We start from the raw sequence: 22,428 nt of genomic DNA, 5'->3' as shown, positions 1-22,428 counted from the left end.
CGGATGCCGTGCGGGCCGAGTTCACCGGCGACCCGGCGGCACAGACCGGAGAGGGCGGACCAGGCACTATGGGAACCGCCGAGCCGGGGATGGCTTCCCGTCCGCCACCCATGGCCAGGATCACCCCTGTGCGACGGGCGATCATATGGCGGGCGACGGCGGTCGCCAGAATCAAGTGGGTGGTGACTGCCTTGATGACGGGGCGCAGCACGTCGTCGTCGGCCATGTCGACCAGCGGGGTGCCGTGCAGGTCGTCGTTGGAAGTGGCGTTGAAGGGGATGTCGATCCCCGCGGAGACCCGGGCGACGGCAGCGGCGTGCTGCTCGACCGCGGCGCGGTCAGTCGCGTCGAGTGTCGCGACCTCGACACCCCCCCGGACTCGGCGATGGTGCCGGCAAGCTCCTCCAGAGGTGCCTGGGTACGCCCGACCAGGTGGACCGTGGCACCTTCGCCGGCAAAGACGCGGGCGACCGCGGAGCCGATCGATCCAGCGCCGCCGTAGACGATGGCGGTCTTGTTCTCCAGCAGCACGACATTCCCTACTTCACGGAAGTTCCCTCACCTGAACCGGGAGGCCGTGGCTTTCATAGACCCCGTGAACAGCCTTCCGGGCCAGTCCACCCAGCAAACCCGATCCAGCCACGCCCCCATCCGCTCTTGGAGCGATGGTCACGGAACGCGGCCTGTCACAGGTCCCGACTCGGAAATGTGGCGTTTCCATGAGCGCTGCCCTCCGGTCTTCGTGACGCATCACGCTCATGGCAGCGGCCTTCGGTTGATCCCGTACCTCAATGTGGGGACACAGGATCAACCGAAGGCCGGGCGCTCCACAACTGTTCGCGATGTCGTTCGCTTGATGCCCGCCCCGGCCGCCCGGAGCAGGCCGCAGTAGGGTCAACAGGGCATGCCTGAGATATCCCCCGTGAGCCGCCGTCCGGGTGCCCACGTGCGGGAGTGACTCATGCTGCTTGGATGAGCTCCGCACGGCCGAACAACAGAGCGTAACCGGAAGGCAGTTGGGCAAGCAGGCGGTCAAGGAGTTCAGATCCGGCGAGGTGGCCGACGGTGGCGAGGACGGCTCCGGTGTCCCACCGCACGGTGGCGGGGGTGCCGCCTGTGCGAGTGGCAAGGTCCTTGACGAGTCCCCAGCCGGTGAGCGGCTCAGGGTCGGGGATCTGCGCGGTGAAGATGCGTGCGGCCTCGACGGGCAGGCGGGCGGCGAGGTCGACGCGTTCGTCGCCTGTCAGTTGTCGACCGAGGGCGGACAGCACGGCGTGGGTGACGGTTTCGGCTCGTTCGCGCGTGGGATACGCGCCCTCGTACCTGATCTTTTCCAGCATCTGGTCGAACGTCACGCCGGCTGTGGCGCGGGTCGGTTCGCGCAGGGAGCGCATCGGTGGAGTGCCTTTCTCGACGGGCGGCTGCTGCTGGGGCCGGGCGAGGGCCGGCAGCCGCGCTGCTGATCTCTGGGAGAGTTCGTGGAGTCAGGTGCCCGGGATGACAGAAGAAAGTCCTGAGACCTGGGTCGCGTCTCTGTAACCGCTGAGCGCTGCGCCGCAGCGCGGACCGCTCCGGGGAATGATCCGCGCTGCGGTGGAGCACATACCGGTCGGGCGTCGGGGTGCCGACGTCAGACTCGACCTGAGATTCACCGCGCCACAGAGGATGCGGGCACTCAGGCGGGCAAGTGAAGGATCGCGCCTCGGCTCGTGCCAGCAGTGAGCGGGGCGGGTTCAGCGGCCGATCTGCTCGGGGGCGGACTCCCCGCCGATGACGATCTTGCGGGGCTTGGCTCGCTCGGCGATCGGGATCCGCAGGGTCAGCACCCCTGCGTCGTAGTCCGCCCTGATACGTTCCGTATCCAGCGTGTCGGCCAGAACCAGCTGGCGGGAGAAGACTCCCAGCGGCCGCTCGGAGAGCTCCACCTGCACGTCCTCGCCCCTTGCGACGGGGCGGCGCTCAGCCTTCACGGTGAGCATGTTCCGTTCGACGTCGATATCGATCGCGTCCTTCGCGACACCGGGCAGGTCGAGGGCGATCACGTACTCCTCGCCCTCGCGATAAGCGTCCATCGGCATCGCCGACGGCTTGGACCAGGTGCCGGAAACACCCGTGAGCTGCTGAGCGAGACGGTCGAGTTCGCGGAACGGATCAGTGCGCATCAACATTGCGAAAACACCTCCACTGGTCAGGCAGAAAACTGCCAATGCGCTTCGTCTGACTCCGTTGTAGCATGTCATCCAAACGATGACAACTTCAGTGTCGTCGAAAGGGTGACACTACGAAGGAGTCCCTCCATGAGCGCACCCCGAACCGGCGAACCCACATCCTTCGCTGCGGCCGCAGCAGCTCTGAACGCCATCGATGAGGCCGTGCGCGCCGCACAGAGGCCGACCCCTCAATCGCAGGCGGAAAACGAAGCGGACTCCGATCAGGTTCTGGCCGCACTGCTTCTCCTGCGTGAGCTGCGCGACCAGCTGGCGGGGTGGGAGACAGGCCTGATCGAAGCAGCCCGCGCCGCAGGCACCAGTTGGGCCGACCTCGCCCATCCCCTCGGCGTCGCCAGCCGGCAGGCCGCCGAACGCCGCTACCTGCGCGTACGCCCAGGAGCTCCCGGCGCCACCGGGGAGCAACGCGTACAAGCCACCCGCAACCACCGCGCCGCGGACCGCACCATCAACACCTGGGCCCGGGACAACGCCGCGGACCTGCGACAGCTCGCCGGCCAGATCACCGCCCTCGCCGACCTCCCTGACACCACGACCGCCCGGCTCGCCGCCGCCCTCGCCGACAACGACGCAGCCGGCCTGATCGCTCCGCTGACCGACGCGCACCGACACCTGACGACCGACCACCTGGACCTCGCGGCCCGCGTCGACACCGTCAGCCGCCACACCGACCGACTCCGCCAGGACAGCGACGACCAGCGGACCGCACCCTGAACAGGACGGAGGGAACGTCCATGGCGGTGAGCGGCAGGACGCAGGCCGCGCACCCCTGCGGACACGCGGTCGTGGTGTGAACGATCAAGGCGTGGGATCGCTCGGTCGCATGCCTGGTCCGGGCCGTCGCCGTGGGAGACGTGGACTTACGTGGTGGGACGGGAGTGCACACTGACGGCGTAGCCGCAGCCTTGGTAGTAGGGATCGCCGCTCCAGGTGGCATATCGCTGCCGCAAGGTCAGTCCGGCTTCGGTGCACCAGCGGTCGAACTCCGTGATGGTCACCGTCGCTTCCGCGAGTGGCAGGTGTGCCGCATCCAGCCCCATGCCCGTGACCAGCAGACCGCCGGGACACATGGCGGCAGCCAGTTGCCGGACGACCTCCGGCTCGGTGCCGGGGGCCAGGAGGGGAATGACGTTTCCGGCGGCAAGCACCAGGTCGAAGCAAGGATCCAGGTCGAGGGCATCCAGACGGGACAGGTCACCGAGGAGCCACTCCTGCATGGGTGCGTCGCGGCGGGCGACGGCGAGCATCGACGGGTCGACGTCCACGCCGGTGCAGTGGTGGCCCAGCTCGGCGAGTCGGATCGCGATCCGACCGGTTCCGCAGCCGGCATCGAGTACCCGTGCGGCAGGCTGCAACAGGGCTGTACAGAAGACCGCCTCTCCGTGGACGTCCTGGCCTGACTCGACGAGCCGCGCGAAACGCTGCGCGTACTCCTCCCCTGCTCCTCCGCCGGTCAGTTCCGCCCAACGGTCGCGTTGCCCAGTCATGTTCACGGTGCCCTTCGTCGGCCTCGCCCAACTGGAACAAGGACGGTGTCATCCTATTTCTGCGCGGGCCGGCTGTTGCGCGCGGACACTGTGAACGACTCGCGGTCGACGGATGAGGCAGGGACCGCCTCTTCTGGGGATCTCCACGCTCAGATGCGGGGAGCGATCCCCGCGTCCGGCTCTCGGGGGTCACCGTCCTGCGCGTGCCGCGCTAACTCCGTGCGGCGAGCAGGTGCCGCCAGCGGGCTTGTTCCGCGATCAGGCTGGTTGCGGCCAGGACCGCCACGGTGACGGCAGCCCACGTCGGCCAGGCCACCCAGGAGGAGATGACAGCCGCGAGGTACTGGAGGAGCACCAAGGCGATGGTCACCGCACCGGGAACGGGCACAAGGATCTTCTCCCTGTCCATCCCGTTGTCGCCCGGGGTGGCGAAGACGGTGAGAGCACCGAGCAGCAGGACCACCGAGACAACGGCAAGCAACACGGAGTGCGGGGCGAGGGCCCAGGGGGTGGCTATCCAGGCGGCGAGCATGGTCAGAAAGCGAAGTGGATCCGCGAGACGCGTCACGCGTCGAGCTTCCCACAGCGGATGACGGTGCGGGTCGTATCAGCAGAAGATTCGGCAGTGCCCCTGGCGTACGAGACGCAGGTGGCTGCGTTGGCTTCAGCAAGAGAAAACCAGAGCACCTGAGGCCGTCGGGAGCTCGATCGTGCGGGGCCGTCCGCGTCAAGTGGCTGAGTGACGTCATGCTGATCAGAGACGGGCTTCAGTGCCCCGGGTCAGGACCTTGAACCGGAGCCGGACCGAGGCCGCGGTCACGACGCCGCAGAAGACGTGGGCACGCATGTCGAGCGCGTCGCCACAGCCCTGGAGAGCTTGAGCCGGTCGATCGTCCGCTCGACCTCGTTGCGACGCCTCTGCATCTGCCGGTCGAAGCCCACCGGCCGGCCTCTCGTGCTGCCGCGGCCCCGACGGTGGGCCCGTCGACCTTGATGCGTTCCAGCGCGGGATCAGCTGTGGGCTGTCGCCCCGCTGCCCCGGCGTGACCGACTGGATCAGCGGCCTGCAGCCGCCCTCCCTGGCCAGAAGTGAGCGAAGCCGTCCGACGTCAGGTTGGAAACGGTCGCGTTCAGCAGGATCGGTCGATGTCGAGGACGCCCACCTCGTTGCCCCGGGCGAACAGCACGTACGTGTACTCGGCGTCGTCGTCCTCGTCGGTCGGTTCTGCCGGCGGCCACCCGGTGGGCACGTACCCGTTCACCGCGACAAGCGCGCCGTCCAGCCGACCCTCGATGACGTCGACCAGGTCGTCAACGAGATGGGTCACGATGTGGCCGGCCGGGATCTCGGGCATCTCGTCGATGCCGCTCCATGAGCCGTCCCAGATGTCCACGAGGGAGAGCCGGGCGTCGTTGTGGAGCGACGCCCGTAGTTCGGTGAACGTGATCGGATGAAACGTCGCTTCTTCGTCGGCGTACTCCTCGGCGTCTTCGCGGTTGGCCGACCACCAGCGGGTCGCAGCGGCGAGGCGGTCGTCGTCCTCTGTGTCGCTTTCGGGGAGCGTGGCGATCCGGAACCGGAAGTCGACGGAGTTGTTGTTGTTCACCATGAGCAGGTCGCTCAGAAGCGTGGCAAGACACGAGATCCGGGTGCGGATCGCGCCGTCGGCAGCGTCGTCCGCGATGACCGGGGGCTGTTGCACCGTCGGCGCCGGCGCGAGGGTGATCCGCGCCGTGCCGGAGTAGTCCCGGTGCAACAGGTGCAGAGCTGGGTCATCGTCGGTCGTGGTCAGGCGGAGGAGGTCGCCCTCCTGGCCGGCTGCGAAGTACCGCACCAACGACGTCCGACGCGCGTCGTGGACGTGGGCCGCCGCAGTGATGAGCGAGACCAGTTCTTCGGGCTCCGTGGAGGGGCCGTTCGCCAACAGCACGTCCGCGCAGGGGACGGCGCCCGTGACCTCTGGCAGCTTCGCGATCGCGGCAAGCTGCTCGGGCGGAGGCGGCCATGGCTCGCGGCGGTCACCGGAGTTGTTGAGCACGAGCGTCGACGCCCACCCGGGTGTGGATTCCGGTGTCCAGGCGGCGAGCAACCACAGGGTCGAGACGAGCACCCATTGCGGGTTCGACGGCCGGCGGCCGTCGGGCCGGTCCGCCGGATCCGGCTGCTGGTGCCACGCGTCGTTGAAGGCCGTCGCCAGTTCCACTCGAGCCACCTCTGTCACGGCCCGTGCGCGCCGACTCCCACGCGACCGACCGCTGCCCCGGACCCGCGGCAACTCTAACCAACCCGTGCCACCCCGTCAGCATCGAGGCTGTCCGCCACTCCCGGTCCCCGTGCGGTCTGTCGGAGGCGGGGACGGGATCGGGCTCATCCCCGTGAACGGCACTGTCCATGACGGCTCCGACGCAGTGATCACACCCAACACCGCAAGACCATCCATGAGCCGAAGCACTACCGGGCCCGCCTCGAAGTCGGGGATCAGGCCGGGCTCGACGCCGAGCGCCACCACATCCTTGCGAACAGCCGTCACGAACTGCACGATCTCCGAAACGAGCACATCCCAGCCAACTGGTGAGGTCCACGAACCTGGTTCGGAGACAGAGCCGACCCGCCATCCCTCGACAGACCCCACGATCCGCACCTCGCCCACGTCGGCGTAGGACATCGAGTCGAACTCGAAGTCATCGCGGTCACCGTGCAGCTGGCCCAGCCAGCCCACCAGGGCGCGTGCCAGTTCAGCCACCGGGAACAGCCCTTCCGACATCACCACCTGGCTGCCGTCCCGGATGATCAAGTCGGCTTCGATGTCCACCAGCAGTACCTCGAGAGGTGCCGTTTCAGGGCGGAGGCCACGGCGGTACAGATCCGGGATACCCACGTTCCGGTACGCAAAATTCACCGGCATCTGGCCCTCCTCTCGAGTCCAAGGGCCCGCCGGTCCGCCAGCCAGCCACCGCACGAATCCTACCAAGCTGCCCCATAGGGCTTGCTGCAGGAAAGCGGGACAGCCCTGACGACCTCGTGGACGGTGAGCGGTGGCGGTGGCTGCGGGCCTGCCGGACCGGCCCCACTCCGCCACCTGGTCAGCAACCGCATCCGCTGGTAGCCCTGTGACCCGACGTTCCGACGTGATCAACTTACGTGCCTGCATTCCCACCAGGAACGGTCCAGCGCAGAGACGCCGAGCTGCTCGACCGGCCGCGCCGGCGAGGTCGTTGGGGGCGAGCAGGGGACACGGGTGCGCGCAGACGCGTGGCGGCGGGTGTCGGGGGCAAGGTGGGAGGCATGGCTACGACACTCGGTGGTTTTGTTCTCGGTACTCCCGATCCTCAAGCGCTGGCAGACTTCTACCGGGCGCTCCTCGGCTGGCAGGAAGTCGAGCGCGAGCCCGAGTGGGTTCGCCTGAAGGCTCCGGGACAGGAACGCCCCGGCCTCAGTTTCCAGTTGGAATCGGATCACACTCCTCCAATGTGGCCGCAGCGCCCGGGCACTCAGCAGATGCAAGCGCACTTGGACGTACAAGTCGACGACCTGGAGGCGGAGACCGAGCGGGCTTGCGCCCTGGGAGCGACGCTGCAGGAGTACCAGCCGCAGAGGGACGTGAGGGTCCTCTGCGACCCGCACGGCCATCCGTTCTGCCTCTTCCTTCCCGGCGCCTGAGGATCAAGGGGTGAGCCTGTGCGGCGTAGCGAACGAGGGGGCAGGCGATGCTCGTGCAGACGAGGAAGCGCTCGGCTTTGCGCTCGTAGCGTCGGTGGGGGCGGCAGCAGCCGGCGAGCCGGGCCTTGGGCGTAGCCCTGAGCTGGAAGCCGGCCACCCTCGTTCAGGCTCGTGCACTGTCCCCAGCGGGAGGCGGGCCTCGTCCAGGTGACGCCCCCGCCACGGTGTACGCCTGCGCCTGCGGGCGACAGCGTGGTGGATCTGTCACGCGGAGTCGTTCCACGGTTTCGCGTACCACCTCCTGCGGTCGAGCCACCCACCTGAAGCCCCCGCGAGGCCGAGGCGCTCAGGTGAAAGTGACCGCTCGGTCGCGCGGGCCGTACGGAGTTCAGGGAGTCGTCATTTCACTGGCGGTCTGCGCCGCGACCACCGGGTGCTCCCGCCCACTCCGACTACTCGTCGCTGCCACCGCCTGGGATGCCCGGAGCCCGCGGAAGGCGTTCGGACACAAACCTTCTCCGTGACGCGGTCGCCGAGTCCGTGTCCAGGAACTCCGCGGCCATCGCCCGGTGAGAGGCAGGTGTCCGAACAGTTCACGTCCGCCACTTCCACTCGGTGATCTCTGCCGGATCGGTGCCGGTGCGACGGATCTCCTCGCGCAGCCTGTCACGATGGCGTGCGTGTGCGGCGGCCAGGTCACCGCTGACCGTGGCGCGTCCGCGTAGGTGCCCCAGCGCGGTCGCGGCCAGGTCGTGCCGGGATACGCGGTTGCTGGCGAGGAGGTCGTAGGGCGTCGTGGTAGTCCCTTCCTCGACGTATCCGCGGACGTGAAAGCGCTCTGCCCCGGGTCGGCCATGTAGGAGTTGGTGGACGGCTGAGGGGTAGCCGTGGAAGTCGAGGACGACCGGTGTGTCCGTGCCGAACAGGTCACGGAACTCCGCGTCGGCCATGCCGTGGGGGTGCCGGTCCGGCGGGGCGAGTACGCACAGGTCCACGATGTTGACCACGCGGATGCGTGCCTCGGGGAGGTCGCGGCGTAGAAGGTCGGCCGCGGCGAGTGTCTCGACGGTGGGGGTACCTCCCGCACACGCAAGGATCACTTCCGGGTCCTCGCCGTTGTTGGTGGAGGCCCAGCGCCAGATGGACGCACCCGCTTCGCAGTGCCGGCGGGCGGCGTCGAGGCTGAGCCACTGGGCGGCTGCGTGCTTGCCGGACACGACCAGGTTGATCCTGCCGGTGTCGGCGAGCAGGCGCTCCATGGTGACGAGCAGGGTGTTGGCGTCGGGCGGGAGGTAGACGCCCGTGACTGTGCTCTTCTTGGTGAGCAGGTTGTTGATGAACCCGGGGCCCTGGTGACTGTAACCGTTGTGCTCCTGGCGCCACCCTTCGCTGGTCAGCAGGTAGGTGAGGCTGCTGACGGGCGTGCGCCACGGCACCTCGTGGGACATCTTCAGCCACTTCGCGTACTGGTTGCACATGCTGTCCACGACGGAGGCGAACGCCTCGTACGTCGGGAAGAGCCCGTGGCGGCCGGTCTGGAGGTAACCCTGGATCCAGCCCTGGCAGTTGTGCTCGGAGAGAACCTCCATGACGCGTCCGCCCCGGGCCAGGTCCTCGGCGTACTCGTCCACAGGCCACACGTAGCCACGCCCGCTCGCGCTCAGGACGCTGTCGAGCTTGTTGGAGGCCAGTTCGTCCGGGGACACGATCCGGAAGTCGCGGCTCGCCTCCGTCCGGCGCATGATCTCCGCCAGCCACGCGGCGAGGACCCGGTTCGGGCTCTCGGAGACAGCGCCCGGCCCTGCCTGTACGTCAATGGCGTAGGGCTCCAACTCCGGTAGGTCCAAGGGCTGTCGCAGCCGACCGCCGTCGCCTGCGGGCTGCGTGCCGATGCGCCGCTCGTCGCGGGGGCACGCGGCGAGGACCTGGGGTACCGGCCGGCCGGCCTCGTCGAACAGTTCGTCGGGACGGTAGGACCGGAGCCACGTCTCCAGAGCTTCGAACTGTGCTTTCTCGGAGTGGACTTCGGCCAGGGGGACCTGATGCGCATGGTAGGTGCCCTCGATGCGTCGTCCGTCGACCTCCGCGGGCGCACCTTGTCCCTTCAGGCTGCGCAGTACGATCATCGGCCAGGGCGGGCGCTCGATCACTTCTCCATGCCGGGCCCGCGTCTGGATGTCGGCGATGGCCGTCTGCGCGTCACGGACCGCGTCCGTCATCTTCTCGCTGTGGGGGTCCTCGGTCATGTCGACGATGCGCGGGACCCAGCCGTACCCGCGGAACAGGGCGGTCAGCTCTTCGTCGGACATGGTGGCGAACAGGGTGGGCGAGGAGATCTTGTAGCCGTTCAGATGCAGGATCGGAAGGACCGCTCCGCCGGTGACGGGATCGAGGAACTTGGAGGAGTGCCACGCTGCCGCGGTCGGTCCTGTCTCGGCCTCGCCGTCGCCGACGATGCACGCCACCAGCCGGTCGGGGGCGTCGAAGGCCGCCCCGAAGGCCGTGGCCAATGCGTAGCCGAGTTCGCCGCCCTCATGGATGGTGCCCGGGAGGGCCGGCGAGAGGTGGCTGGGAAAACCGTCGGGCGCGCAGTAGCGCCGCGCCAGTTCCCGTAGACCGTCTTCGGTCCGTGCCAGCGCGGGGTCGTACGTTTCGTGTGTGCCTTCCAGCCAGAGATTCGCGTGGTTGGCGGGGGCACCGTGCCCGGGGCCGGTGACGAGGAGGACGTCCGTGTCGCGCTCCTTGATCAGGGTGTTGAGTGCGGCGTAGGTCATGGTGATGCCGGGGCAGGAGCCCCAGTGGCCGAGCAGCCGCGGTTTCAGGTGTTCCGGGCGTAGCGGCTCCCGCAGCATGACGTTGTCCCGCAGGAAGATCAGCGCGAGGGCCACGTAGTCGGCAGCTCGCCGGTATTCCGAAGTCCCGTTCATTGCCTCATCCATGAAGTGCCTTCCCTTGCCGTGCGCATACGCTTTCGGCTGCCCTGGCAACAGCGCATGACACCGGTGGGTCCCTCACGTCCGTCCCACCGGGCCGGCCGGATGTCCGCGCGCGCTCCCCAGCGCGCCGCAACGTCCGACGAAGCCCACTGATCTGGCCGGCGGCGTCGTCTCCTGCCGGGCGGACGCTGCGTTTCCGCCGCTTACGAGTTGGGCGGGAACGGGGCGTCGGAGAGCACCTTGGCGAGGTGCGCTGCGTTGACGGCGAGGGTGTGTGTGGTGGAGGCGACCGCTTCGGGGGTCTGGTCCAGGTCCCGGTAGTCGGTGCCTTGCTGCGCTTCTTCCGACCCAGTAGGTCACGGCTCCGGGTGCCAGGGTGAAGCCGAGGTCGTTGAGCCCTTGGAAGATGTCCGCGCTGACCTTGTGTGCTCCGTCCTCGTTGCCGACCACGGCGGCGATACCCACCTTGCCGTAGGTCAGCCGGCGCCCCTGGCCGTCGGTTTCGGAGATGTCGGCGTTGAGACGCTCCAGTACGCGCTGGCACACGCTCGAAGGGTGCCCCAGCCAGATGGGGGTGGACACCAGCACGATGTCTGCGTCCATCACCTTTTCGCGCAGCTCGGGCCAGGCGTCTCCTTCGCCCATGTCCCGCTCGATACCCGGTCGCACCTCGTGATCGACCACACGTACGGTTTCTCCACGGACGCCGAGACCCGACAGTTCAGCCATGATCTGATCCGCCAGAAGCTGGCTGCTGGAAGGGTTCGGGGACGGTGACAGGGTGCAGACGAGAGCGAGTGCGCGCGTCATCGGTGAGCTCCTTCTGATCCTGGCAGGGAATGGTTGCCCCATCGTCACGTGCCGGTGTGTGACACCTGCGCGCTTCCTGGGGGCCTGGCCACTCGGCCAGCTCATGCGGGCAAGAGCGTTCACCGTTCCACAAGAGGCATCCCGGACGTCTGTCAACACGCCCACGGAAAGGCTTGCCCGGGAGCATGCAGGGGGCGACGCCGACGGACAGCCGGCACGGGATAGGTTCGCTACGGCGGGTGCGGCTGGGCGGGGCGGACACGCCCCCGGTCGCACACTGGTCGTCGGTCGATGTGAGGAGCGCAGGTGTCTGTGTCAGGCGCGGAGCAGGTGGTGCCGGTTGCGGGTATGCCGTGCTGGATCAACCTTATGGTCAGCGACCTCGTCGCTGCGCGGGCCTTCTACGCAGCGGTACTCGGCTGGGAGTTCCGTAGGAGTTCCCTGGGCGATCAGTTCGTTGTCGCGTCGGCCTATGGTTTGCCGGTGGCGGGCATCGGCGAGCGTCGGCCCGGGCTCGCTCCCGCCTCGGAGTGGACGCCGTACTTCGCCGTGAGCGACGCCGATGTGACGGCAGCTCGGATCCAGGAGCGAGGGGCCACCCTCGCAGTGGGACCCATCCCTCTGGGCCGGGGGCGCGCCGGGCTGGCCGCCGACCCGGACGGGGCCACATTCGGCTTCTGGGAAGGTCCCGCCCTGACGTGGGCACCGGGCGGGGAAAGCGCCCCCGCCCGCCTCGATCTGCAGACCCGGGACGTGTTCGACGCAGCGAGGTTCTACGGGGAAGTCTTCGGCTGGGCAGAGGAAGCGTCGATCGACGTGACCTACCGTCATCAACATGTCGTCGTCGAACGGGACGGCCGACCAGCCCTCTCACTGCGCGGCGGTGGCGCTGCACGTGCTGAACAACCGCAGCTCCGGCCACGTTGGCTCGTCAACTTCCCGGTGGACGACGTCGAGCGCGCCGTCTCTGCGGCGATCGGGGCCGGAGCGACCAGGCCCCAGCTCGCAGCGACTTCCTGGGCACCGAAGGGGTTCTCGCGGACTCTGCAGAGCCCGGACGGGGGCCTGTTCACACTCAGCCATCGAGGGGCAACGGTCGGATCGGGTTCGACGGACTGATGCCCCGGGATGCCGGTGCGAGGACGCGTGCCTGAGCATCCCTCTGTTTCGAGCTGCGTCGAGGGGTAACACGAACACCATGACTGCAGAGAATGATGACACCAGGAAGAACATGAACGGTTCTGCGGCGGAGGCCCGTACGGGTGCCCGGACGGCTGCCACCGAGGGGCGACAGATCACTGAGACCGCCGGGAACCAGGCCAAGTCCGGCTCGGCGGTCGCAGCCTCGGAGGCCAGGTCATCGGCCCAGGACGCCAAGTCGTCGGCACAGGAAGCCGCCGGGTCGGCGGGGACCGGTGTGCGGCTGGCCGGCCTGGCGGCGAAGCGGGCCGCTGTCGCCGGGTGGGAGACGGGCCGCCAGACCGTCCTGGACACGGCGGGCAAGGTGACGTCGAACGCCACCATCGCCCGGACCGTCGGCAAGCACCGCAAGGCCATGGCTGTGGGCGCCGCCGCAGGCGTCGGTGGACTCCTCGCCGGAGCGTTCACCCTCGGACGCCAGACGGCCAGGACCCATGCCGGGCCGATCACCCGTCTCACCGGCGGCCGGCTCTGACCGGACCGCGGCACGCACACGACCCCGGGGAGGGCCGGCAGACCACTGCCGGCCCTCCCCGTTTTGGCACCCGTTACTCCAAGGCATCGTTGGGATCAGTTCGGCGGGACTCCGGACCTGAAGCCGTCAGGAGCGCACGCCCAGTCAGGGCTGAGGCCGGGCTGTCACCGCGTCGCCGACTGGGGGAAGGGGCTTCGCCCGGCGGGCGCCGAGCGGGCTGAGCTCGAAGGCCAGCCGTCCCAGCGCAATGAGGGCGCCCTGCCCGATGACGAGGATCAGCCATGCTCCGTCGTGCCAGTACCAGTCCTCGGTCCAGGGCCGCATCATCGCCAGCGTCACGACGATATGAGAGCCGGCGATGATGATGCCCGGTCGGCGCCGCCGGGGGAGAACGAGCGGAACCATCGCCCAGAGCGCGGAGGCAAGTACCAGCCAGGGGGCGACAAAAGCCAGGCCGAACATGGTGGACCTCGATATCGGTAGACGGTGCCAGTAACGTCACACCGGTGGGCCCGAAGCACCAGCCCGGCAAGGTATCGCCCGGATCACGATGCGGCTTCGGCGACCCATCGGGTCGGCAGGGCATTGAACTCCATCGCCTTCTCCTGCTCGACCGGGCTGTTGTCCACCATGTCGCCGCGACGCCGTCACCGCCGAGGCCGATGACTCGTCGTGCGCGTCAGATCACCCTCGCTGCGTGCGGCGCGGCAACGATCGCCTGCGCGGCTCGTGCCGCCTGGGCGGCTATGCCCGCAATGCTCGACGTGATGAACGGCCCTCCCCCGGCAAGGTCTCCCACCACGTGCAGGCGCGGGTCAGCCGGTACCGGTCCACCGGCCGGATGCCGGTCGGCCGCGCCGTCGGCGAGCAGGGACGCGACCGACGGGCCCGCGCCCCGAGGGATCGAACGCGGCGGTGGGTTCACGGCGTTGACCGCAACGTCGAAGGTGCGTTCGCCGCCACCTCCGTGCACCCGGAACACTCCATCGGCAACCCCGATCCTCCGGACGCCCGAAGCGACGGTGAGCTGTCCGGAGTCCAGCAGCCGCATCATGGTGGCGGCGTTCACCGGGACCATCGGTGACGCCACACTCGTCACCATGCGGAAGTGACGCCAGAGCCGCAGTCGGTCGGCCTCGGGCATGAACCGCCACGCGTGGGGGCCAACGCTGTGCGCTGTCTCCTGGAGTACCCGGCGGCCGATCCCGGGGTCGTCGACAGCGGCCAGTTGGGCCCTCAGTCGCCGAACCGGATCCTCGGTCCCGGACGCCAGCAGTTCTGCCACGAAAGCTTCGAAGTCCTCCCCCCTGTCCGCCAGTTCGGCCCGCATCAACCCGGCGAGGTGCTCGAGGCTGACGGCACCGTGCTGCCGGTGCAGCGCCGTCACCCGTTCGGCGGTCACGTGCTGCGGCCGGTGTGCGACCGGGCGCTGCCAGACGTGGGGCAGCATTCCGCTGCGGGACAGCAGGGTGATCGGCCCGGTGTGTCCGCGCGCGACGAGCGACACGACGACGTCGACCGCGGTCAGCCCGCTCCCGATGACCGCGATGTTGCTGCCGGCCGGCACCCGGTCGAGTGTGCGTGCCAGCGGGTACGGATCGCCCACGAAGTCGGGGGCACCACCGAGGCCGTAGTGGTCCTGCGGTGTCCCCCCACCCACACACAGCGCCACGTGGTCCGCCTCGTGCCCATGCCCGTTCTCGGTACGGAGCGACCAGCCGGCCCCGGACCGCGTCACCTCGATGACGCGGGCGTTGATGATGCGCACCTGCCAGCCTTCTTCGCGCAGGGCGGCCACTGCCCTCTCCGCGGTGTGCGCCAGGTACTCGCCGTACAGCGCGCGCGGAACCAGCGGCTGTCCCATCCGTTCGTCGAGGTGGGCGGTGCCACGCGAGCCCAGCCAGGCCGCGTAGTGCCCGAAGTCCAGGTGGCGGATCGACATGATGGCGGGGGGTGCGTTGACCAGCACCGTGTCCAGGTCGGGGCCGTAGGGGCGGCCCCGCCAAAGGTGCGGGGACGGCTCGAACACGGTGATGGCTCCGGGACTGTGGGCGGTGGCCGCCAGCGAGTCCAACAGGCCTACCGCGGCAGCACCTGCTCCGACGATTGCGATGTCCAATGTTCTTCCCTCCACGTTCCAGGACGCCGCAGACAGGGGCCACGGCTTCCTTGAGCCTCGTCGGCACCGGGCCGGGTCCCCATCCCCCGGGCTCGGTGACCGGCCGGGAAGGCCCCCTCAAAATGGGGGGTTGGTTCCTGCAAGCCGGGCGGGCAGGCTGGTCTGCATCCAGAACACGGGAGATCGCCATGTCCGATACGCACCGCCGTGCCGAGGTGCTGTCAGCTCACGCCAAGGTGCTGTCGGGTGCGGAGCGGGCCACCGACACGCGCGAACTCTTCGGCCGTACGTCCGCGAAGCTGCGGCGGCTCATGCCGTTCGACTCCGCCGTATGGGCGGCCACCGATCCGGAGACCGGTCTCATCACCGCACCGATGCTGGTGGAGAACCTCGGCTCCGGCGAGGGCTGCTCCGCATATTGGGAGAGCGAACTCCTGGAGGAGGATGTCCTCCCGTTTCGGGACCTTGCCCGCGCCGTCGTGCCGGCGGCCGGTCTGCGCGCGGTCACTGGCGACCTGCCCGCGCGCAGCGCGCGCTTCCGACGGCTGCTCGGAAGCCAGGGTGTGGACGACGAGCTGCGGGCAGTCCTGCGGGTCGACGACCGGCCGTGGGCCGTGGTGAGCCTGTTCCGTATGCACGGGGGCGCCCCGTTCGGCCCGGCCGAGACGACGCTGCTCGCCGGTCTGTCCGGTCCGCTGGCCTTGCTGATCCGCCGGTTCGCCCGCCCGTCCGCGTCCGCCGCCGGAACCGATGTACCCGCACCCGGACTGGTGCTGTTCGATTCCTCGGGTGAGCCGACGTCGATCAACGAGGAGGCGCGCCAGCATCTGTCGCAGCTGCCTCAAGGCCCGTCCATCCCTTCACAGTTGGGTCTGCGGCTCCCGATCTGGGTGGTCGCCACCGCACATCAGGCGCGGGCAATCGCCCAGGGCCGCGAGCGGACGGGCCGTGCGAGGGTGCGCATTCGAACTGTCGACGGCCGCTGGCTCATCTGCCACGCCTCGTGCCTCAGCGGCCTCGCTGGGCGACCCGGCCCCGTGGCTCTCGTCATCGAGCCGGTGGCCGCCGCCGACCGGGCGGTCATCATCGCCGACGCGTACGGTCTCACGCCGCGCGAGCTGGAGATCACGCAGCTCATCACGCGCGGGCTGCCCACCAGCGAGATCGCCTCGACGCTGTTCATCTCCCCACACACCGTGCGCGACCATGTCAAGGCCGTCTTCGGCAAGATGGAGGTCTCCAGCCGGGGAGAGCTCGTTGCGCGGTTGTTCGCTGAGCACTACCGGCCCAGTGCCTCGAAGTCAGGCCGGCTCCCCCGTCGGATGGACCGCGCCGGCTCAAGGCCGGACGTCCGCGTTTCGTGAGCGGTTGACGCCGTCCCAGATCCTGATAGCGGGTGGCCGGCGTCGATCGGGGCAGCTACTGCGACCGGCAAACCGTCAGGTCTGGTTCCGGCCTGCGCGGCCCGGACAGCGGGGCGCACACAGGCACCGACCCCTCGGCCGAGGTCACCGATGTGCTCAGTACGATGAGCCGGTGATCCCTCCCATACCTGCCGGCACCCGTCAGCTTCTCCTCGTCGCCTGCACAGTCACGGCGCTCGCTGCTGGTGCCCTCGGCTGGTTCGCCGCACAGGACGTCCGTCCGAGCTGCACGTACGCGGTATTCACGCTGGGGACCGAGGCGGAACAGCGGGAAGCCATGGATCGCGGTTACTGGCAGGCCGTCGCCTCGGGTGACTGCGCACCGCCTCACGCCCGCTGGCGTTTTTGGCAGGGCTGACCGCCAGTCACTGCCCTTCGCCTTGCCCGCTTCCGGTAGGCAGCGAGGTCCACCGGTAGATGCCATCGACCGCCGCACCAGCGCAACCAGCAGCATTCGACATCAACGCCTGCCGGCCCGCAGTCCGTCCCGTATCGCGAGGGCGAGGACGAAGAGTGCCAGCAGCGTCACGGCGACCACGCCCGTCACCAACCCGCCGATGGCATGTCCGTCGAGTTGCGAGGGAAGCCTGACGGTGGCGGGACGCACCGGATCGTAGACGACCGCCAGTTGGTCCCCAGGCCTCGAGTCAAGGGCGTCACCTTCGAGATCCACATCTTCGCGAATCGGACCTGACGGTGTCTCGAACCGCACGTCGACATGAAGCGCCTCGTCAGCGTCCGACCACCCGGTGACCGAAACGACCGTGGCAGTGACCTCCCGGCCCCGGCTGCGCAGATCGTTCAACGCTTGGTCCTCCTTCCAGGCATCCCAGCCCATGAAACACGCAGCAGTCACGCACACGATGGCGAACACGGCGGCCCCCCGGACAGTGCGCCACTGAGCATCGTGCAGCCAAGCCCGGTTCCCGCCATGCCGCAGATGAGCCAGGAACAGCGCGGGGGTGGCGTTCGTGCGGCACCATCTGTCGATACGGGAAGTGGGGTGCCGCGCCACCAGACGGCGCAGCACCCTGAGGAGGGCGAGCGCGGTACCCAGGACGACGAACATCCAGAGCGTGCCGAACGGCCGAAAGACCAACCAGGCCGACAGGAACACCGCTACAAGGACCGTCGGCCAGCCCAGGGCAGGGAAACTTTGCTCCGAATCGGGGGACTTCACCTCGGCCAACGCCGTGCTCCCTTCGCCGCCGCACTCGTCTTCAGAGACAGTCCGCAACCGGGAACAGTTGCACGCTCGACGGCACAAGGATGGTTGGCACTCCACGGGGCGCGCGCTCTGGAACGGAGGCGGGGCAGGCTCAGGTCAGGCGGTCGCGTCTCCTGGCGAGGGGCGGCGGAGAACACTTGACCCCCGTCCGTTGACAGAACATCACCCTCCTCCCATCATGGGAGCGCTCCCATTCCGGTATCGGCCGCACGTCGGCCGCTGACCACCTGTGCAAGACCGCAACGCACCGCCCGTCACCCGTGCCCCGGAGAGCAACATCCTGCCGCCGCACCGGCGCCCGCCCGTCCGGTCGTACGGCATGCCCGGCACGCGCCGGCCAGTTCGTGTCGCCGCCCCCTAGGAAGGACCCCCATGGCCTTACCGCAGAGACCCGTCGGGCCGGCCCGCGCCGGTCGCCCCCGTCACTTCGCCCGTACCGCCGCAGCCGTGGCGGCAACGCTCGCCCTGCTGTCCCCGCTCGGCACCGCCGGAAACGCATCCGCCGCCGCGCAGGAGGCGCCGACCGCGGACGTCGGTGTCCGGATCAACACGCAGGCATCGCTCGGCCGAATGTCCGACACCGCCCGTGGTGTCAACGCCGCTGTCTGGGACGCGCACATGAACGACCCCGAAGTCGCCGACCTCATGAAGACGGCCGACGTCGGGGCGATGCGCTACCCGGGAGGTTCGTACGCCGACATCTACCACTGGGAAACGCACACCGCGCCCGGCGGATACGTCGCCCCCGGCACCGGCTTCGACGCCTTCATGGGCACTGTCCGCGCCACCGGGGCGCAGCCGATCCTGATCGCCAACTACGGCTCCGGCACGCCCGAGGAGGCGGCCGGCTGGGTCCGGTACGCGAACGTCACCAAGGACTACGACGCGAAGTACTGGGAGATCGGCAACGAGATCTATGGAAACGGCCACTACGGCAGCGGCTGGGAGCACGACGACCACGCGGACAAGAGCCCTCGGGAGTACGCCCGCCAGGTCCGCGCCTACGCCGCCGCCATGAAGGCCGTCGACCCGACCATCAAGGTCGGCGCGGTCCTCACCACCCCGGGCAACTGGCCGGACGGCGTCGTCGGCGAGGGCGATGCGGGCGACTGGAACCACACCGTGCTCTCCGAGGTCACCGACGTCATCGATTTCGTGAGCGTCCACTGGTACGCGGGCGGGTCCGACACCACCGCTGACGCCGCCCTGTCGCGGCTGACCCGGCTGCCCGGCGAACTTCGGGAAGTGCGCAACCAGCTCGACCGGTACGCGGGCGAGGACTCCCCGCGCATCGGCATCGCCCTCACCGAAATCAACACCAATACCGGCGGCGCCCTGCTCACCGCCCGCCCCAACGGCCTGTTCGCCGCCGACGCCTTCATGACGGCTCTGGAGAACGGTGTGTTCACCGTCGACTGGTGGAACACCCACAACGGCCCGGGCAGTATCACCACCGTCGACGGCGAAACAGACTTCGGTGACATGGGCATGCTTTCCAGCGGTTCCTGCACAGATGACATCTGCCAACCGGCGACGAACACGCCGTTCCACCCCTACTACGGCCTGAAGATGACCAGCGAACTGGGCACCGCCGGCGACGCCCTGGTCGCCGCTTCGTCCTCCGCCCAGGACGTCTCCGCACACGCCGTGCACCGTCGCGACGGCCGCCTCAGCGTCCTGCTCATCAACAAGGACCCCGACGCCGCACGAACCGTGGACCTCGAGTACGCGGGCTTCACCCCGTCAGGCGCCGCACCCGAGGTCAGCCGCTACGCCCGCGGCGACAGCGACATCACCGACGTCACCGGCAGTGGGGCGTCCGCCTCCCAGGTCACCGTGCCACCGTACGCGATGCTCACCGTTACCCTCACCCCGCAGCCCGGCACGGGGGCCGGTGCCTCGGCGGCGGGCGCTCCGGGCACCCCGAAGCTGGAGGCGGCGACCGACACCACCGCGCGCCTGTCGTGGGAGGGGGCGGCCGGTGCCGCCCGCTACCTGGTCCAGGAGCGGGACGGCGCGCACACCCGGCTGGTCGGCGAGACCACCGGCACGTCCGTGACCCTGCGGAATCTGCCCCCGGGCAGCACCCACACGGTCAACGTGCTGGCCGCCGACGCCACGGGGCGGATCTCCGGTCCGTCCGTTCCGCTGACCTTCACCACAGGTACTCCAGCGGACGCAGCCTGCGCGCTGGCCTTCCACCGCGACACGAGCTGGGGCAATGGCTTCGTGACGACGGTCACCGTCCGGAACCTCTCGGACACCCCGATCACCGGCTGGACCGTGGACTGGGACTGGCCGACCGACGGCCAGTCGGTGTCCTCCGGCTGGAACGCCACGTTCCAGCAGACCGGTCGACACGTCCGCGTGACCGCACCCGAGGGCGCCGGGCCGCTGGCCCCGGACGGCGCGTCGACGGCGTCGTTCGGCTTCGTCGGTGCCAACGACGGCCCCAACCCCGATCCGACGGCCATCCGCCTCAACGGCACTGTCTGCTCGGTCGGTTGAGACCCGTTCCGCCCGGGAACGGCGGCAGGACGACCTGCCCCGGGCGGAACGGCCACCGCTCCGGCTCGTCGCCGCCCACAGCCGCCTCCGACTCGCCGGTCGGCGGCGAGGCGCCGGTGAGGTTCGGACGCCGCGCCTGAGGCGCTCCGGCCGGTCTTCTGCGTGATGATGGACGGAAGAGTCATCGCCGCAGAAGACATGAGCCGGTGCCGTACCGCCGCGTCGGCTCGAAAGGGGCGGCAGCCATGCCTACCTCCGGAACGAAGAGATCGGCCGCCGCCGCACTCGCCGCGCTCACGCTCGTCCTCACAGCGGCCTGCGGCAGCTCGGGCGAAGGTGGGAAAGCTCCCACGACAGCATCATCCGCGGCACGCGCGGACGTGCTCGCCGTGAAGATCGACAACGTAGCCACGGCCCGGCCGCCCACCGGACTCGAGAAGGCCGACATCGTCTACGTGGAGCAGGTGGAGGCAGGCCTCAGCCGCATACTCGCCGCCTACTCCTCCGACGTGCCGTCCGTCATCGGTCCCGTACGCAGTGCTCGCGAGACGGATCTGGAGCTGCTGCGCCAGTTCGACGAGCCCACGCTCGCGTACTCGGGCGCCCAGTCCGCGCTCCGGCCGTCGATCGAAGCAGCCCCCCTCGACGCGCTGCCGCCGTCGAAGGCACCGAACGCCTATTTCCGCAGCGGTGACCGCGCCGCCCCGCACAATCTGTACCTGCGCCCGGGGAAGATCCCGCACGCCCCCACCGGGGTGAACGCGGCCGAGGACATCGGGCTCCGTTTCGCCGCGCCGCCCCCGGGCGGCACGCCCGTCAGCGGGCGCACGGTGTCGTACCCGTCGGCACGGTTCACCTTCACCTGGTCCGCAACCGGGCACAAGTGGCTGGTGAGTTTGGATGGCACCCCGGCCCGTACGGCTTCCGGAGACCGGCTCGGAGCGGCCACAGTGGTCCTGCAGGAAGTGGACGTGCAGGATTCGCGTTTCCGGGACCGCGGAGGAAACACCTCGCCCTTCAGTGCGACGGTGGGGTCCGGCTCGGCGGCCGTCCTGCGTGACGGCAAGTCGTACGACGTGGCATGGGAGCGGAACACCGCCGAGTCGGCGACCGGCTTCACCACCGAGGGCGGCGAGCCGATGACGTTCGCGACCGGCCAGATCTGGATCGCGCTCGTACCGAAGTGACGCGGTGCCGCCCCGCCCGGTCGGTCGCGCGAAGCTTCCGAGCATGGAACCGAGTGCCGAGGGGAAAGGCACTGAGTTCCCTCACAGGATCAGTCTTCACCCAGGGCGGACTCGATCTGCTGCACGACGCGCCACATCGGGGCCCCCTTCGGGGCAACCATGACCACCACCTCACCCTCCGGTTCAGGCCTACCGGGGGGCCGGTCAGCCGCTTCCCCCCACACGTCACGCACCAGGCGGAGGGCGCCGTCCACAGCGATCTCGGCATCCCCCACGCCGCCCGAACGGAGCCACGACCGCAGCGCGTTGTTGTGGGCGGCCACGACCGCGGCGGCCACCACGTCAGCTTGAAGCCCGCCCTCGGGGGCCCCGGCCCAGCGCCTGCGAAGGTAGGCGGCCAGCGTGCGTTCGTAGCGGCGCACGACGGACTGCTCGTACATGCGCAGCCCCGGCACCTCTCGCGTCAGCCCGTAGCGCTGTACGGAGAACTGAGGGTTCGCCGCGTACATCCGCATGACGAGCCGTGCGGCGTCGCACACGACACCGACGGGATCGGGATCCTCGCGCCCGTCAAGGAGATCCGTCATGTCGGCCAGGCAGCGCTCGTGGTCGGGGAAGACGGCATCCTCCTTCGACGGGAAGTACCGGAAGAACGAACGACGCCCCACGCCCGCCCGGGCGACGATGTCGTCCACCGTCGTCCGCTCGAAGCCGCGCTCCAGGAAGAGCCGGAAGGCGGACTCGGCGAGCGCCTCACGCATCGGCACCTTGACGGGGGGTCCTGCGGAGTCCGGTGCGGCTGCCGCCTTGCGTCGCCTGCGCGCTTCAGTCATGCGGGGAACGTAACACCGGAGCAGCACTGATGGCACTACGTGCCTTGCATGAGGGTACTGAGTGCCATACTGTCGGTCCCACGAACCGCATCAGCTAGGAGAGCCGGCGTGAGCTTGAGGATCGTTGTCTGTGTGAAGTACGTGCCCGACGCCACCGGCGACCGGCACTTCGCCGATGACCTGACCCTGGACCGTGACGACGTCGACGGTCTGCTGTCGGAGCTGGACGAGTACGCGGTCGAGCAGGCGCTGCAGATCGCCGACGAGGCGGACGACGCGGAGATCACCGTGCTGACGGTGGGCCCCGAGGACGCCAAGGACGCGCTGCGCAA

General features: G+C 69.2%; 20 protein-coding genes and 3 pseudogenes. 9 read left to right on the top strand and 14 right to left on the bottom strand.

Annotated elements, in window-relative coordinates; translation table 11 throughout:
- Nucleotides 1–171: 171 nt before the first annotated feature.
- From ABZS61_RS07330 to ABZS61_RS07320, 3 genes are all read right to left on the bottom strand, one after another.
- Nucleotides 172–531 (bottom strand): SDR family NAD(P)-dependent oxidoreductase, encoded by a 360-nt coding sequence (locus ABZS61_RS07330; protein ID WP_356417182.1) that lies wholly within the window; start codon nucleotides 529–531, stop codon nucleotides 172–174.
- 428 nt (nucleotides 532–959) lie between these two features.
- Nucleotides 960–1,394: a DUF2267 domain-containing protein gene (locus tag ABZS61_RS07325; protein ID WP_356417181.1), complete on the bottom strand. Its 435-nt coding sequence runs from the start codon at nucleotides 1,392–1,394 to the stop codon at nucleotides 960–962.
- A 339-nt stretch (nucleotides 1,395–1,733) separates the two neighbouring features.
- Nucleotides 1,734–2,168 carry an Hsp20/alpha crystallin family protein gene (locus ABZS61_RS07320; RefSeq protein WP_356417180.1) on the bottom strand — a complete coding sequence of 145 codons (435 nt, stop codon included), beginning with the start codon at nucleotides 2,166–2,168 and terminating at the stop codon, nucleotides 1,734–1,736.
- A gap of 129 nt (nucleotides 2,169–2,297) precedes the next feature.
- On the opposite strand from ABZS61_RS07320, the gene ABZS61_RS07315 reads away from it, so the two are divergent.
- Nucleotides 2,298–2,942 (top strand): type III effector protein, encoded by a 645-nt coding sequence (locus ABZS61_RS07315; protein ID WP_356417179.1) that lies wholly within the window; start codon nucleotides 2,298–2,300, stop codon nucleotides 2,940–2,942.
- A 146-nt stretch (nucleotides 2,943–3,088) separates the two neighbouring features.
- Here ABZS61_RS07315 and ABZS61_RS07310 read toward each other — a convergent pair whose 3' ends face one another.
- From ABZS61_RS07310 to ABZS61_RS07290, 5 genes and pseudogenes are all read right to left on the bottom strand, one after another.
- Nucleotides 3,089–3,715, bottom strand: a complete 627-nt coding sequence (locus ABZS61_RS07310; protein ID WP_356417178.1) for a class I SAM-dependent methyltransferase — start codon at nucleotides 3,713–3,715, stop codon at nucleotides 3,089–3,091.
- A gap of 211 nt (nucleotides 3,716–3,926) precedes the next feature.
- Nucleotides 3,927–4,283 carry a hypothetical protein gene (locus ABZS61_RS07305; RefSeq protein ID WP_356417177.1) on the bottom strand — a complete coding sequence of 119 codons (357 nt, stop codon included), beginning with the start codon at nucleotides 4,281–4,283 and terminating at the stop codon, nucleotides 3,927–3,929.
- 186 nt (nucleotides 4,284–4,469) lie between these two features.
- A pseudogene (locus ABZS61_RS07300) lies at nucleotides 4,470–4,802 on the bottom strand (hypothetical protein); the annotation flags it as partial.
- A gap of 43 nt (nucleotides 4,803–4,845) precedes the next feature.
- Entirely contained in the window at nucleotides 4,846–5,919 is a 1,074-nt protein-coding gene (locus ABZS61_RS07295) for a hypothetical protein (protein WP_356417176.1), read from the bottom strand.
- A gap of 96 nt (nucleotides 5,920–6,015) precedes the next feature.
- Nucleotides 6,016–6,621, bottom strand: coding sequence for a hypothetical protein (locus tag ABZS61_RS07290; RefSeq protein WP_356417175.1), 606 nt, complete (start codon nucleotides 6,619–6,621; stop codon nucleotides 6,016–6,018).
- Nucleotides 6,622–7,001: 380 nt separating this feature from the next.
- Here ABZS61_RS07290 and ABZS61_RS07285 point away from each other — a divergent pair, with 380 nt between their 5' ends.
- On the top strand, nucleotides 7,002–7,376 hold the full coding sequence (locus tag ABZS61_RS07285) for a VOC family protein (protein WP_356417174.1): 375 nt from the start codon (nucleotides 7,002–7,004) through the stop codon (nucleotides 7,374–7,376).
- Between the two features lie 593 nt (nucleotides 7,377–7,969).
- Here ABZS61_RS07285 and ABZS61_RS07280 read toward each other — a convergent pair.
- Together ABZS61_RS07280 and ABZS61_RS07275 are read right to left on the bottom strand one after the other, a co-directional pair.
- Complete coding sequence (locus ABZS61_RS07280) at nucleotides 7,970–10,315, bottom strand: phosphoketolase family protein (protein ID WP_356417173.1); 2,346 nt, start codon at nucleotides 10,313–10,315, stop codon at nucleotides 7,970–7,972.
- A 200-nt stretch (nucleotides 10,316–10,515) separates the two neighbouring features.
- A pseudogene (locus ABZS61_RS07275) lies at nucleotides 10,516–11,122 on the bottom strand (NAD(P)H-dependent oxidoreductase).
- 312 nt (nucleotides 11,123–11,434) lie between these two features.
- Between ABZS61_RS07275 and ABZS61_RS07270 the strand changes: the two are divergent.
- Together ABZS61_RS07270 and ABZS61_RS07265 are read left to right on the top strand one after the other, a co-directional pair.
- Complete coding sequence (locus ABZS61_RS07270; protein ID WP_356417512.1) at nucleotides 11,435–12,241, top strand: VOC family protein; 807 nt, start codon at nucleotides 11,435–11,437, stop codon at nucleotides 12,239–12,241.
- A gap of 79 nt (nucleotides 12,242–12,320) precedes the next feature.
- Nucleotides 12,321–12,797, top strand: coding sequence for a hypothetical protein (locus ABZS61_RS07265; protein ID WP_356417172.1), 477 nt, complete (start codon nucleotides 12,321–12,323; stop codon nucleotides 12,795–12,797).
- A gap of 144 nt (nucleotides 12,798–12,941) precedes the next feature.
- On the opposite strand, the gene ABZS61_RS07260 is transcribed toward ABZS61_RS07265, so the two are convergent.
- Together ABZS61_RS07260 and ABZS61_RS07255 are read right to left on the bottom strand one after the other, a co-directional pair.
- A complete protein-coding gene (locus ABZS61_RS07260; protein ID WP_356417171.1) occupies nucleotides 12,942–13,259 on the bottom strand; it encodes a hypothetical protein in 318 nt (105 codons plus the stop codon).
- 217 nt (nucleotides 13,260–13,476) lie between these two features.
- Complete coding sequence (locus tag ABZS61_RS07255) at nucleotides 13,477–14,916, bottom strand: FAD/NAD(P)-binding protein (RefSeq protein WP_356417170.1); 1,440 nt, start codon at nucleotides 14,914–14,916, stop codon at nucleotides 13,477–13,479.
- A 188-nt stretch (nucleotides 14,917–15,104) separates the two neighbouring features.
- On the opposite strand from ABZS61_RS07255, the gene ABZS61_RS07250 reads away from it, so the two are divergent.
- The gene (locus ABZS61_RS07250; protein WP_356417169.1) at nucleotides 15,105–16,280 is read left to right on the top strand and encodes a LuxR C-terminal-related transcriptional regulator; all 1,176 of its coding nucleotides are present in this window, start codon (nucleotides 15,105–15,107) and stop codon (nucleotides 16,278–16,280) included.
- A 172-nt stretch (nucleotides 16,281–16,452) separates the two neighbouring features.
- Nucleotides 16,453–16,698, top strand: coding sequence for a hypothetical protein (locus tag ABZS61_RS07245; protein WP_356417168.1), 246 nt, complete (start codon nucleotides 16,453–16,455; stop codon nucleotides 16,696–16,698).
- A 102-nt stretch (nucleotides 16,699–16,800) separates the two neighbouring features.
- Here ABZS61_RS07245 and ABZS61_RS07240 read toward each other — a convergent pair whose 3' ends face one another.
- Nucleotides 16,801–17,520, bottom strand: a complete 720-nt coding sequence (locus ABZS61_RS07240) for a DUF3592 domain-containing protein (protein ID WP_356417511.1) — start codon at nucleotides 17,518–17,520, stop codon at nucleotides 16,801–16,803.
- A gap of 420 nt (nucleotides 17,521–17,940) precedes the next feature.
- Between ABZS61_RS07240 and ABZS61_RS07235 the strand changes: the two genes are divergently transcribed.
- Together ABZS61_RS07235 and ABZS61_RS07230 are read left to right on the top strand one after the other, a co-directional pair.
- Nucleotides 17,941–20,076, top strand: coding sequence for a cellulose binding domain-containing protein (locus ABZS61_RS07235; RefSeq protein ID WP_356417167.1), 2,136 nt, complete (start codon nucleotides 17,941–17,943; stop codon nucleotides 20,074–20,076).
- 245 nt (nucleotides 20,077–20,321) lie between these two features.
- Nucleotides 20,322–21,263, top strand: coding sequence for a DUF3048 domain-containing protein (locus ABZS61_RS07230; RefSeq protein WP_356417166.1), 942 nt, complete (start codon nucleotides 20,322–20,324; stop codon nucleotides 21,261–21,263).
- Between the two features lie 89 nt (nucleotides 21,264–21,352).
- Here the strand turns inward: ABZS61_RS07230 and ABZS61_RS07225 are convergent, their stop codons facing one another.
- Nucleotides 21,353–22,024, bottom strand: coding sequence for a TetR family transcriptional regulator (locus ABZS61_RS07225; protein ID WP_356417510.1), 672 nt, complete (start codon nucleotides 22,022–22,024; stop codon nucleotides 21,353–21,355).
- 180 nt (nucleotides 22,025–22,204) lie between these two features.
- On the opposite strand from ABZS61_RS07225, the pseudogene ABZS61_RS07220 reads away from it, so the two are divergent.
- A pseudogene (locus tag ABZS61_RS07220) lies at nucleotides 22,205–22,428 on the top strand (electron transfer flavoprotein subunit beta); the annotation flags it as partial.

The organism is Streptomyces sp. NPDC005566 (assembly GCF_040605575.1).
Classification (GTDB): domain Bacteria; phylum Actinomycetota; class Actinomycetes; order Streptomycetales; family Streptomycetaceae; genus Streptomyces.
The sequence above is the reverse complement of the archived record's forward strand: the minus strand, read 5'-3'. Positions and strand labels throughout refer to the sequence as shown.

Coding starts and splice junctions, on each gene's coding strand:
- ABZS61_RS07285 (WP_356417174.1), top strand. CDS start 7,002: ATGGCTACGACACTCGGTGGTTTTGTTCTCGGTACTCCCGATCCTCAA.
- ABZS61_RS07250 (WP_356417169.1), top strand. CDS start 15,105: ATGTCCGATACGCACCGCCGTGCCGAGGTGCTGTCAGCTCACGCCAAG.
- ABZS61_RS07230 (WP_356417166.1), top strand. CDS start 20,322: ATGCCTACCTCCGGAACGAAGAGATCGGCCGCCGCCGCACTCGCCGCG.
- ABZS61_RS07315 (WP_356417179.1), top strand. CDS start 2,298: ATGAGCGCACCCCGAACCGGCGAACCCACATCCTTCGCTGCGGCCGCA.
- ABZS61_RS07260 (WP_356417171.1), bottom strand. CDS start 13,259: ATGTTCGGCCTGGCTTTTGTCGCCCCCTGGCTGGTACTTGCCTCCGCG.
- ABZS61_RS07325 (WP_356417181.1), bottom strand. CDS start 1,394: ATGCGCTCCCTGCGCGAACCGACCCGCGCCACAGCCGGCGTGACGTTC.
- ABZS61_RS07235 (WP_356417167.1), top strand. CDS start 17,941: ATGGCCTTACCGCAGAGACCCGTCGGGCCGGCCCGCGCCGGTCGCCCC.
- ABZS61_RS07320 (WP_356417180.1), bottom strand. CDS start 2,168: ATGTTGATGCGCACTGATCCGTTCCGCGAACTCGACCGTCTCGCTCAG.
- ABZS61_RS07310 (WP_356417178.1), bottom strand. CDS start 3,715: ATGACTGGGCAACGCGACCGTTGGGCGGAACTGACCGGCGGAGGAGCA.
- ABZS61_RS07265 (WP_356417172.1), top strand. CDS start 12,321: ATGACTGCAGAGAATGATGACACCAGGAAGAACATGAACGGTTCTGCG.
- ABZS61_RS07290 (WP_356417175.1), bottom strand. CDS start 6,621: ATGCCGGTGAATTTTGCGTACCGGAACGTGGGTATCCCGGATCTGTAC.
- ABZS61_RS07280 (WP_356417173.1), bottom strand. CDS start 10,315: ATGGATGAGGCAATGAACGGGACTTCGGAATACCGGCGAGCTGCCGAC.
- ABZS61_RS07225 (WP_356417510.1), bottom strand. CDS start 22,024: ATGCGTGAGGCGCTCGCCGAGTCCGCCTTCCGGCTCTTCCTGGAGCGC.